The organism is Brachyspira hyodysenteriae ATCC 27164, from assembly GCF_001676785.2.
GTDB classification, from domain to species: domain Bacteria; phylum Spirochaetota; class Brachyspiria; order Brachyspirales; family Brachyspiraceae; genus Brachyspira; species Brachyspira hyodysenteriae.
The window spans coordinates 399,747-411,894 of sequence record NZ_CP015910.2 but is presented as its reverse complement, the minus strand read 5'-3'; the positions used below and the strand labels follow the sequence as shown (position 1 = coordinate 411,894).

Genomic DNA, 12,148 nt, shown 5'->3' with positions numbered 1-12,148 from the left:
AATAAAATTATTTACACATCAACATAAAATCTAATAGCATTTTTAATTCTTGCTTTAAGTTCATTTTGTCCTACAGGCTTTTTTACATAATCGCAAGCACCTTTTTCAAGCCCATTTACAACGTCATCTTCATTATATCTCTTTGTTATGATAATAATTAATGATGTTCTTAAAGAAATTTCCTTCTTGATTTCATCTATAAGATAAAAATAATCTTTATCATCTGATAAATTAATATCCATAAGAATAATATCAGGTGAAATCTTTTTTAATTCTTTCAAAGGAGCAGCCAAATTAGATATGCATGTAACATCATAATCATCTTTTAGCCATTCAAGATAATTCTTTCTTGTAACTTCCATAGGTTCAATTATGGCAAGTTTATACTTAGACTGTTTTCTTTTTAATTTGATTCTTTTTTCTTTTTTGTTGAAAGCCAAAAAAGCTTTTAAATCAGCATAACGGATTTTGTATCTCTTACCGGGTGTAACATCAGCCTTTAATCCATAATGTCTTACCCAATAATTCACAGTAGTTCTTGAGACTCCAACTATTTTCGCCGCATCTATAGGCGACAGCATATCATCGTCATCGTATATTAGCTCTTCAGTATTATTCATATAACCTCTCAAATTTTAAAAATTTAAAGAAAAATAAAAAATCTCCCATTACACGATAAAGATAATACATAATGAAATTTTTGTCAAATAAAAATATTTAAATTATATTTAATATTAATGAGTTTATATTTATTAATACTATATAAGAACTACATTTTTTACAAAATATATATTTTTTTTATTTTAATGTATGAAATGTAAATACTTTTTTTACAATATTATTGTTTTTTATTTAATTATATATATAATAAGGTACTATAAAACAACTTTTATTTAGAGGTATCAATATGAAAAAATCCATACTTATAATGGCAGGAGGAATTGGTGAAAGATTATGGCCTCTAAGCAGAGAAAGTAAGCCAAAACAATTTTTAAATATTATAGAAAATAAATCACTTATAGAACAAACAATAGACAGAGCATTAAAAATTACTAGTGAAGATAATATTTTTATAATAACAGGAAAAAGATATAAAGAAGTATTTAATAAGTATATGCCTTCCTTCAAAAATATAATATATGAGCCAATTGGAAGAGATACAGCAGCAGCTATTGCATTAGGAGCTACTTATATAAAAGAAAAAATAGGAAATGCAATGATTGCAATACTTCCAGCTGATCCTATTATAAAAAATGAAGATTTATTTATAAAATCTATTGAAAACGCCATTGAAGTAAGTGAAAATACTAATGAAGTTGTAGTAGTAGGAATTAAACCTAGCAGAGCAGAAACAGGATACGGATATATAAAAATAAAAGATAATATTAAAGATGATGTATATAATGTTGATAGATTCGTAGAAAAACCTAATTATGAAAATGCATGTAAATTCTTAGAAGATGGTAATTATCTATGGAACAGCGGAATGTTTATATGGTCTATAGATAATATTCTTAATTCAATAAAAGAATTAATGCCTGATACATACAATAAAACTATAAAAACATTAGAAGCAAAAGATGATACTCAAAAAGAAGAAATATTCAAAACTATAGATAAAATATCTTTCGACTTTGGTATAATGGAGAAATTGAATAATATTAAATGCATAAAATCCAGATTCTTTTGGGACGATTTGGGCGCATTTTCTGCACTTGGAAGAATACATGATAAAGATGCTGATAATAATGTAATAATTGGAAATGTATATGCTAAAGAAGCAAAAAGTAATATCATAATAAACGATGATAAAGATACTTTCATAGCAATAGACGGAGTTGATGATTTAACTATAGTAAAATCTAACGGCGTACTTTTAATTTATCCGAATAATAAAGATTCAAAAATTAAAGATATATTAAAAGATATAAGGGAAAAAGATGAATTAAAAGATAAAAGAAATCTGCTTTGATAATTATTTTCTTCTAGAATATTTATCATTAAGCAAAGTTTCTTTATACATTTTATCCTTTGCCTCTTTTATTTTTTCTAACTGAGATTCTTTTTTCTCTTTTTCTTTTCGCTCTTTTTGATTGTCATCTATAACTTTGCCATTTATTAAAACATTTACGAATTCTATTTTTTCATTATCAATAATTTCATAAGGTATAGTCCTACCCTTTATTTCTACATTTTCAAATTTTAATGATTTATAAAATACCATATTCCTAAAATCAGCATCGCCCTCTATAATAATATTTTCAAAACTAGACTCTCCCTGCAAACTTGCATTTAGCATACTGAAATTATTTTTAAAATGTATATGATTAAATGACAATTTATCAATTATATCAGAATTAGCAATGGAAAAATTACAGTCCGCTGTTATATTATCAACATCAAGAGACTGCAAATTGGATAATGACATATCAAAATCTATATTTATTTTAGAGTTTTTTATAATAATTTCTTTATATACATTAGACATTGTAATAAAAAAACCGCTTTCAAAATTACTGTCTGTAAAGTCCATAGAGCCAAACAAATTAAAATTTTTCATTTGAAAAGGACCATAAAATGAAGAGTTGGTAAAAAGCATGTTAGAATTTTTTTCAATTTTTAATCCGTCAAAATTAAATCCGTCATAACTAATCATATAAGAGAAGTTATAGAAACCTCTATAAATATCATCTCTTATTATTCTTCTGAAAAGTCCTTCAGGTTTATCATTGCTGTTATGATGTATAATGCATAAACCATCTTTATATTCTTCTCTATCGCAATTTTCTGTATTAGATATTTTTTGTTTACAAATAGCCATAAAAAACCTAAATTAAAACACAAAACTCATGCCTATATCATGAGAAATATTGTCTTTACTAAAATTATTAAAACTAATAGCATAATCAAGTCTGAATAAATTCAAATAAACAGATAAACCTAAAGAAACACCCTTAGTACCTACTCCTAATCTAGTTAAAATACCGCTTGGAAGTTTCTGAGCTAGTCTTTTTTGTACAAAATCAGGAGCATCTAATATACTTTCAGGCAAATCATCATACCATGCTGTTTTTTCTTTAAATAGTCCTAATTTATTGAAATCTACAATCATAGCTTCAAGCCCAACAGAAAATTCATGGCTTACAGAAGGTACTGATATTGTATATTGGCCTGATACAGCAAAACTTCCATCACTTTTAGCGTATGCTACAGAAGCTGTTATATCAGTATCTGTTTTAGCAAATACATTATCATAAAATCCGAAATTTCTAACTCCAACACCAAGTTTAAAATTAGGAGTAAATAAAGACTGCATATATGTTATATCAAAAAACATACCAAAATTATTATCTTTACCGCTATTATTTATAACACTTTTAATATTTCCGCCTATAAAAGAACTGTCATTAATAGCATAAGCAGCGCCTACATTGATTAAATAAAGTCCATTATATATATCATTTTTTTTAATACCTAAACTATCATAAGAATAAACTTTATTTATTTCACCCGCAAAACCAACTCCTACAGCATAAGAACCTCCTATATGAGCATATGAAGCATTGAATATATAATCATTCTGAGGATTGGATGTAACAGTATAATTCAAATTAACACTATCCCTAAGTACGCCCATTAAAGATGAAGAGTTTTTAAATATAGCAGATGAATCATTTCCTATTAAAAAATCTGCCCCCATCATACCTTTTGATCTTGTACTGCTGGTTTCTAAAACTGATAATGAATGTTTTGATGATAAAGATGATAAATCCGCTGCAAAAAATACAGAAGAATAAATAAATAATATAATAAATATCTTTTTTAGCATTTTTTATAATGTTCTCTTTTAATTTTTTAATATTTCATTTTTATAATAATCAAAATTATAACATAAAAAACATTAAATACAATTAAATCAAACTCAATTTATATATATCAATATTAAATTCATTTTTTAATTTTTTAAAATCATCTTCTATATTTTTATCATCATTATTATATAAGGCAAAAAGCGAAGAACCAGAACCGCTCATAGTTATATGTCTTTTAATTATACTTTCTGCTTTATTTTTTATCTCTTCTATTCTTTTTTCTAAATTAAAAACATTCTTCTCAAATACATTATATGTTTTTGAAACTATTTTATCAAAATCAATATCTTTATTATCAAGCATATTCTTTATATAAAATAAATCAGATTTATTGAAATCATCAGGGGTAAACTTTGAATATGCTAATTTAGTAGAAACACGTATATTTGGATATATTAAAATAACATTATATGGAAGGGTAAAATCATAATTTTGTATTTTCTCGCCAATTCCTGAAACCCAAGCACAGCCTCCTCTAATAAAAAAAGGAATATCAGCACCAAATGAAGAAAAAGATTCTATTAATTCATCATTTATATCAATATTTAGTTCTGATAAAAAAAACTTAATAATATTAGCAGCATCAGATGAACCGCCTCCAAGTCCTGCCCCTGTAGGTATATTTTTTTCTATATGTATATTGTAATTATTACTAAGATTCAGGGTATTTTGAAAATGTTTGAATATTTTTGTTACAATATTCTCTTCTTTATCATCTTCTAATGCGAATTTACCGCTTGTTGTAATATTATATTTATCAGATTTTTCGATAGTGATAATATCATATAAATTAACTGTATGAAATAAAGATTCTATTAAATGATATCCGTCTTTTCTTTTTGATGTTATATCAAGAGAAATATTTATTTTGCATGGAGCTTTTATTATAGGCATATATATTTTCCTTAAAATAAAACTTAATTATTTTATTTTAGTATATTTAATATTTTTTGCAAATAACTAAAAAATAAATATTTTATTTTAAAGGAAGTTTATCTATTGATTCTATTTTCCATTTATTTGAATTGTTAACAAGTCTTATATAATAATATGTAGGTGAAAATTCAGTATTTCTAACAATATAATACCCTTTGCTTGGATTTGCACTATCCCCTATTGTATAATTTATAGTAACTGAATATTCTTTATTTGAAGAAGATATTAATTTCTTTAAAGAATCTGTATTATCTAATATAATATTTTTAATGTTTTCTACATTTTCTATATTAGAATTTTTTTCTATCCAATTTATATCATCATTTAATATCTGAGTCTTCATCTCATCATAAAAAGCAAATAAAGACTCCTTTCTTACACTATCCAAATCTTCCAAACATGATACTAATATAAATAATATCACAATTAATGTAATCAAAATTTTTTTCATTAAAAAATCCTATTTTCAAATATTCAAAAAGTTAATAGTAATTAAATTCCATTTATCATTTAAATAAATAGCTACAATTTCAATAGTATTCTCAGATATCTTATTAAAAGAAGGATATTCAATTTGAGCCACCATAACATCCTTATATTTTCTATATGTTACATTAACATCATAATATCCCCCATCTTTAGGCAGATAATTACAAAGAGAATCATCATTATCAGAAAATATTCTTTGATATAAAGCACCCCTATTTTTTATAGACTCTATAATATTTACAGGAGTAAGTTCATATATCAAACTCATTTCATTTAAAGTATTAATTATATTTTCATCTACATTTGAAATAAAATTAGAAGTAAACTCTAATGTATCTTTATTTGATATAAGTTTAGATATATATTTTTCATATTCATATAAACTATATTCTGCACCATATTCTTTTTTACAAGAAGATGCAAAAACAATCAATACTATAGTTAAAATAAAAATATTTTTCATTTAAGTTTACCTCTCAAATATTGTACCAAAAATTCGGCAATATCATAAAGCGATAATACCAAATGCACAACTTTATTTTCTATAACGCTTCTAGGCATACCATATACTGTGCAGCTTGCTTTATCCTGAGCAATAGTTAAATTATTATCATTATATAATCTAGTCATACCGCTAGTGCCGTCATTTCCCATACCAGTCATCACAATAGCAATAGCCTTATCTTTTAAAACATCATCAATAGTATTAAATAAATAATCCACGCATGGAGTATAAACAAATTTTTTATCAGGATCCGGATAAAATTTAATTCTTAATTTTCCTTTGCTATCCATATATATACCCATATTCTTATCGCCTGGAGAGATATATACAATAGACGGCAATATTTCCTCATCTACTTGAGCTTCTTTAATTTTAATTTTAGAAATATCTTGCAAACTAGATATAAGAGAAGATGAAAATTCTTTTGGTATATGCTGAGATATTAGTATAGGCAAAGGAAAATCTTTAGGCAAACTAGGAAGCATTATTCTAAGTGCCCTAGGTCCTCCTGTAGATATACCTATTGCAACTAAAATAGGAGCTTTAAAATCTTTTCTAAAAGTTTTGCTTAAAGCTGTTGCAACTTGTTTTTGATCATAAGGCATTATTCTTACATTATCATCAAATTTATCCATATATGTTTTTTCATCATCTTCAATCTCTTCTTTTATACTGCAGCTATTTAAAATACTTGCATTATAATCAAAAGCTAAATCACATTTTATAGGATTATTTTTTGTAGTCTCTAATATTATATTAAGTATATTATCTCTAATAAAATCAGCATTTATATTTCTAGGTTTATATATTATATCCAAAGCACCTAAATCTAAAGCTCTAGATGATAAATCCTTATTTTGTGCCAAAGAACTCATAACTAAAATATTAGTTTGTATATTTTCTTTTTTTAATAATTTTAATAATTCTATACCGCCCATTAATGGTAAATCTATATTCATAACAACAAAATCTGGTTTTATTGCTACTATAGATTTATATGCATCTATACCATTATTCACAATACTCACAACTTCTATTCTATAATGATTGGCTAATACATTATTTAATAATGCACTAGTCGCTTTAGAATCTTCAGCTATAAGTACTCTGATAGCTCCCAACATATAAAATACCTTAATCCCCTTTTATTAAATTATTATTTTTTTTGATATCTTTATTGTTAAGGCTTTCCTCATTTTCTTCTATGATCTTACTTAAAGAAGAAGATATCTCTGATGTATATTTATCTTTTTCAAATATACTATAACTCTCTGAATTATTTATAATATCAGACATCTCTTGAGAATAATTTATAGTATTATCAGAAAATAAATCTATCTTTTTATTATCATCAAGCTTTTTAGTATCATGATCTTTTATATTTATTTTTTTATTTTCATCTAATTTTTTATTAAAATGTTCTCTATTTTCTTTGATTTCTTTAATTTCTCTATTATCTTTAACTTCTTTAACAGAATTAGTATTAGCCTCTTTTTTATTTATAAGATCATCTAAATCATCTAAACTAGGCAAATCATTACTGTTATCATTATTAATATATTCATCAACTTTCTTTGCTGAAGGCACCACTGCTGCTGATACTTCTGCAGTTTCTAATTTTTTAGCAAAGAAACGTTTTTTTATAATTTCTTTTAATTCAACTAATGTTTTAGTTGTAGCTGATAATAAAAACACAATAATAGAAATAAGGCAAAGATATACAAACCATTCACCAAATCTAGTATATATAGTAATTCTTTCATTAAGAGCAACATTTGCAATCAAATAATCTGGTTTCCAAAAAGGAAGAGTAGAAATTATTTTTCCGGTACTTGATATATGACCTGTTACTCCTGAATTTCCATTATGCACAAGATCTCTTCTATTTTCTATAGCTCTGAATACTGACATATAAAAATGCTGAAGTAAAGATTCATCACTATAAGACCAAGAATCCTCTGTTATAACAGCTAAAGCCTGAGCACCATCATAAGCAAATTTTCTCATAAAATCACCGAAAGCACTTTCATAACATATTGCTCCGGAAATGCGGTAACCATTAGGATGATTGAATACTGTTATTTTCTTTCCTCTTTCCCATCTATTAGCTCCGGCACTATCAAACTGTTTATACATATAATTAATTATATTTTTGAAAGGGAAAGTATTAAGTAAAAACTCATTGTCCTGAAAAGGATAAGATTCTCCTCCAGGTACAAGTTTTATTTTAGAATATTCATCTATCTTATTGCCTCTGTCATTAACAAATTCAATACTATTATAATATGAATATTGATTATAAGCATTCTCATTAGTATTTTCTTTTATGGATACAGTACCAAGCAAATGATAAGTTTGAGTATATTTAATCATATCATAAAAAATATACATGTTATATATTCCAGGGTATGCATAATCAGGTATACCTGTATCAAAAATATCTTTATAATCATTTACAATAAAACTATACCCTTCAATAGCAGCTGTTTCAGGATATACTATTAAAGACGGCTTTGATAGAGATGCATCCCTTGCAAGAGAACATATTCTTTTTATAGCAACAGTACCATTCTGTGTGGATCCATCAGGCTTCTCTTCATTTTGAAATTTATCTGATTTTAAAAGAAATCTTTCTGCAAAACCTTGAATACCTCCTGTTCCTTTTCTAAAGGGTTCTCCTGTATATATACTATTCCATAGATTATTGGGATCAAATGCATGCTGTATGAGAGCTATATTAGTTTTAGGCTGAAAAGATCTTCTTGATTCTTCAAGATTCATTTTAATAGCACCATATATGATAACTAAAACAAATGATGATACAAAAACTACTGCTGGAATATAAGGCTTTTTATATTTAATTTTATCTTTCTCAGCATATAATAGTAAATAATGGGCAATAATTGAATTAGAAAAATAAACAAAAAAACTAATACCTAATACACCAAATATATCTGCTGATTGTATGAATATAGAAAAATTCCACTGAGAATATCCAATAATGCCCCAAGGAAAACCCAGAAACCCTACATTACGCATATATTCCATAAATGTAAATACAACAGGTACTATTATAAATCTAAATTCAGGATTTTTTTTAGAAAGAAATCCGCTTAAAAGCATTGCAGGGAAATAAAATAAAAATATTAATAGAAATAATATAGTAAATAATGTAAAAAAAGAAATTAAGGATCCCAGCTCTCTTAACATAAAAGCTACAATCCACATTAAAAGCATACCAAAAAAAACAAAAACAAATATAGAAGAGGATATGACATAATATCTAATTTTATCTGCTTTAAATATTATAATATTAAGCGGTACTAAAGCAACAAAAGACATTGGGAATAAATTAAGCGGCGGAAAAGCCAAAAAAAGAAGTATAGCACTAATAATACTTAATATAATTACACCAATAACATATGAATTACTTTTAGACACTTATCACAATCCTACTATTTTTATACAATACTATTTTAAACTGATAATAACAAATATAATAAACATAGATGTTTACAAACTATATTAATAATGCTTTATTAATTTCCTTCTTTTTTCTTTAAAGCTTCTTTAATTTCATTTACGAATTTTTTATCTTGGAAACCAATATGCTCTAAAAGCCAATCTTTTAAGAACTTAATAAATTTATTGGCTACGAAAGGCTGACCTTCTTCATATTTTCTAATCTGATCAACTATTTCCAAATAAAAACTTTTATGCATAGCTTTATGATTTTCAGCATCTGAATAATTAATCAAATCCATTATTTTTTCTTCTGTTTTGAAGTGATACTGAGTATAATCTATACATTTTTTTATAGCCTTAATAAAAGCCTCATTAGTATTAGCATTATTATCAACAGTTGCTAAATAAAGCTCATTAACAATATTAACAAGCTCTTTATGCTGACTGTCTATAAGTTTATGCCTTGTTTCATATAGAGGCACCCATTTAATAAATACAGTACTTTCTTGTTGTTCATTGTTATTATCCATCATAAACTCCATTTTTATTTGATTATAATTACTATTTTATAAAAAATAATAAAAAAATCTACTACATATAGATAAAAAACTACTATAATATATATCTACTTATATCTCGGTTATCTTCGATATCTTTCATAGACTCTTTTATATTATCGGCATTAATTTTTATAAATTCACCCTTATGTTCATCAGCACTAAAAGAAATTTCCTCAAAAACTTTTTCCATAATAGTATAAAGTCTTCTAGCACCTATATTTTCTACATTGGTATTTATATTGTATGCTATATCTGCTATAGCTGATAAAGCTTCTTCTTCAAATTCTATTGTTACACCCTCAGTTTTTAATAATTCCTGATACTGTTTTGTTATAGCATTCTTAGGATTAACAAGTATATCTTTGAAATCATCTTTTGATAAAGCCTTTAACTCAACTCTTATAGGAAATCTTCCCTGAAGCTCTGGAATCAAATCAGAAGGTTTATTTATATGGAAAGCTCCTGCAGCAATAAACAATATATGATCTGTTTTTACAGGACCATATCTTGTATTAACAGTAGTACCTTCAACTATAGGAAGTAAATCTCTTTGTACGCCATGACGGGCAACATCAGCACTATCTGTTTTATTTCCGCTTGCAATTTTATCTATCTCATCTAAAAATATTATACCCATATTTTCTGTAAGACTTAAAGCATCAGAAGTAATTTTATCCATATCTATAAGAGATTCAGAAGCCTCATTAATTAAATATTTTTTAGCCTCTTTTACTCTCAAACGTTTATGCTTCTTATTTGTAGGCATAATACTTCCTACCATGGATTGAATCATATCGCTTTCTTCAAAACCCATACCAGGAATTATACCGAACATTCTATTATTTCCTGATGATATTTTGATTTCTACATAACTTTCATCAAAATCACCATTTTGTATACGTTTTTTTATCTGTTCTTTGGCATTTTTCTTCTTTTCTGCCTCTTCTTCAGATATATTTTCATCATTTTCTTTTTTTACAGAAGGAAGAAGTAATTTAGCTAATTTATCCAAAGCTATTTCTGTAGCTTCTTTTTCTACTTCTTTCATCATAGCAGTTTTAAGATCAAATATGGCAACATTAACTAAATCTCTTACCATACTCTCAACATCACGTCCTACATAACCTACTTCTGTATATTTAGTAGCCTCAACCTTGATAAAAGGAGCATTTACCAATTTAGCAAGTCTTCTAGCTATCTCAGTTTTACCAACCCCTGTAGGCCCTATAAGAATTATATTTTTAGGAGCAACTTCATCTCTCAATTCGTCTGGTAAATGTCTTCTTCTATATCTATTTCTCAAAGCTATAGCAACAGAACGTTTAGCCTCTGTTTGTCCTATTATATACTGATCCAATGCCTCTACTATTTTTCTAGGCGTAAGTTCACTTTCTAATTTCGCATCAAATGACATATTTACTCTATTACCTCCAAAGAAATATTGCTGTTAGTGTATATACATATTTTAGAAGCTATTTCAAGTGATTTTCTAGCTATTTCTTTAGCAGAAAGGTCTGTATTCTCACTTAATGCCATTGCAGCTGCCTTGGCATACTGACCGCCGCTTCCAATAGCTAATATATTGTTCTCACTTTCTATAACATCACCATTACCGGAAAGTAAAAGCATTTTTTCTTTACTTGCCACTATAATAAGCGCCTGTAAATTTCTAAGCATTTTATCAGTTCTCCATTCGCGTGCAAGCTCAACAGCAGCTCTTGTCAAATCGCCTGAGAATTCCTGAAGTCTTTTTTCAAATTTTTCAAATAATGTAAAAGCATCGGCAGTTGATCCGGCAAAACCAGATATCACTTTACCACCGTATAATTTTCTTAATTTAACTGCATTAGGCTTCATTACAGTTTCACCTAATGTAACCTGTCCGTCTCCAGCTATTGCTGTAACTCCGTCTCTGCATACTGCACATATAGTAGTGCCTTTAAACATATTCTTCATTCCTCTCAATTAATATATTATCTTATATTGTATTATATATTTATTTCTATTGCAAATAATTTTTTAATTTATTATAATCAATTATATATTTTATTTAAGGTTTATGGTATGAATTATGATAAAAACAATAATAATTTTCTTAACTTAACTAATAATGAGATAGAATATCTTAATTTTTGCAAAGATGCTAATATAAACGGCAAAATTAATTCAAATGATAGAAAAATATTAAATGAATTAAAACTTAAATATAAAATATCTGATGAAAGAGCTTTGAAAATAGAACTTTATATTCCTTATTTTGAAAATATAAAAAAAGATATAATATTATCGAAAATGTATCAAATTATTATTTATTAGGAATT

Annotated in this window: 13 protein-coding genes; 2 read left to right on the top strand and 11 right to left on the bottom strand. The window is 26.3% G+C overall.

Features of this window, described 5'->3' with window-relative positions:
• Window positions 1–11: 11 nt before the first annotated feature.
• Window positions 12–620, bottom strand: a complete 609-nt coding sequence (locus tag BHYOB78_RS01905) for a response regulator (protein WP_012671667.1) — start codon at window positions 618–620, stop codon at window positions 12–14.
• Window positions 621–907: 287 nt separating this feature from the next.
• On the opposite strand from BHYOB78_RS01905, the gene BHYOB78_RS01900 reads away from it, so the two are divergent.
• Window positions 908–1,972, top strand: coding sequence for a mannose-1-phosphate guanylyltransferase (locus BHYOB78_RS01900; RefSeq protein WP_020064477.1), 1,065 nt, complete (start codon window positions 908–910; stop codon window positions 1,970–1,972).
• A gap of 3 nt (window positions 1,973–1,975) precedes the next feature.
• Here the strand turns inward: BHYOB78_RS01900 and BHYOB78_RS01895 are convergent, their stop codons facing one another.
• The 10 genes from BHYOB78_RS01895 to hslV form a co-directional block, all read right to left on the bottom strand.
• Window positions 1,976–2,821 (bottom strand): hypothetical protein, encoded by an 846-nt coding sequence (locus BHYOB78_RS01895; RefSeq protein ID WP_020064476.1) that lies wholly within the window; start codon window positions 2,819–2,821, stop codon window positions 1,976–1,978.
• Between the two features lie 12 nt (window positions 2,822–2,833).
• Complete coding sequence (locus BHYOB78_RS01890) at window positions 2,834–3,829, bottom strand: hypothetical protein (RefSeq protein ID WP_020064475.1); 996 nt, start codon at window positions 3,827–3,829, stop codon at window positions 2,834–2,836.
• Window positions 3,830–3,911: 82 nt separating this feature from the next.
• Window positions 3,912–4,766, bottom strand: coding sequence for a 4-(cytidine 5'-diphospho)-2-C-methyl-D-erythritol kinase (ispE, locus tag BHYOB78_RS01885; RefSeq protein WP_020064474.1), 855 nt, complete (start codon window positions 4,764–4,766; stop codon window positions 3,912–3,914).
• Between the two features lie 82 nt (window positions 4,767–4,848).
• Complete coding sequence (locus tag BHYOB78_RS01880) at window positions 4,849–5,259, bottom strand: hypothetical protein (RefSeq protein WP_020064473.1); 411 nt, start codon at window positions 5,257–5,259, stop codon at window positions 4,849–4,851.
• A 15-nt stretch (window positions 5,260–5,274) separates the two neighbouring features.
• Window positions 5,275–5,760 carry a hypothetical protein gene (locus BHYOB78_RS01875; protein ID WP_012671661.1) on the bottom strand — a complete coding sequence of 162 codons (486 nt, stop codon included), beginning with the start codon at window positions 5,758–5,760 and terminating at the stop codon, window positions 5,275–5,277.
• Window positions 5,757–6,926: a chemotaxis protein CheB gene (locus BHYOB78_RS01870; protein ID WP_012671660.1), complete on the bottom strand. Its 1,170-nt coding sequence runs from the start codon at window positions 6,924–6,926 to the stop codon at window positions 5,757–5,759. The genes BHYOB78_RS01875 and BHYOB78_RS01870 overlap by 4 nt, the downstream gene beginning before the upstream one ends.
• A gap of 10 nt (window positions 6,927–6,936) precedes the next feature.
• On the bottom strand, window positions 6,937–9,243 hold the full coding sequence (gene lnt, locus BHYOB78_RS01865) for an apolipoprotein N-acyltransferase (RefSeq protein ID WP_012671659.1): 2,307 nt from the start codon (window positions 9,241–9,243) through the stop codon (window positions 6,937–6,939).
• 98 nt (window positions 9,244–9,341) lie between these two features.
• On the bottom strand, window positions 9,342–9,797 hold the full coding sequence (locus BHYOB78_RS01860) for a bacteriohemerythrin (protein WP_028331328.1): 456 nt from the start codon (window positions 9,795–9,797) through the stop codon (window positions 9,342–9,344).
• Between the two features lie 82 nt (window positions 9,798–9,879).
• Complete coding sequence (gene hslU, locus BHYOB78_RS01855) at window positions 9,880–11,241, bottom strand: ATP-dependent protease ATPase subunit HslU (RefSeq protein ID WP_012671657.1); 1,362 nt, start codon at window positions 11,239–11,241, stop codon at window positions 9,880–9,882.
• 2 nt (window positions 11,242–11,243) lie between these two features.
• The gene (gene hslV, locus BHYOB78_RS01850; protein WP_020064472.1) at window positions 11,244–11,774 is read right to left on the bottom strand and encodes an ATP-dependent protease subunit HslV; all 531 of its coding nucleotides are present in this window, start codon (window positions 11,772–11,774) and stop codon (window positions 11,244–11,246) included.
• Window positions 11,775–11,891: 117 nt separating this feature from the next.
• Here hslV and BHYOB78_RS01845 point away from each other — a divergent pair, with 117 nt between their 5' ends.
• A complete protein-coding gene (locus BHYOB78_RS01845) occupies window positions 11,892–12,143 on the top strand; it encodes a hypothetical protein (protein ID WP_012671655.1) in 252 nt (83 codons plus the stop codon).
• Window positions 12,144–12,148: the final 5 nt, after the last annotated feature.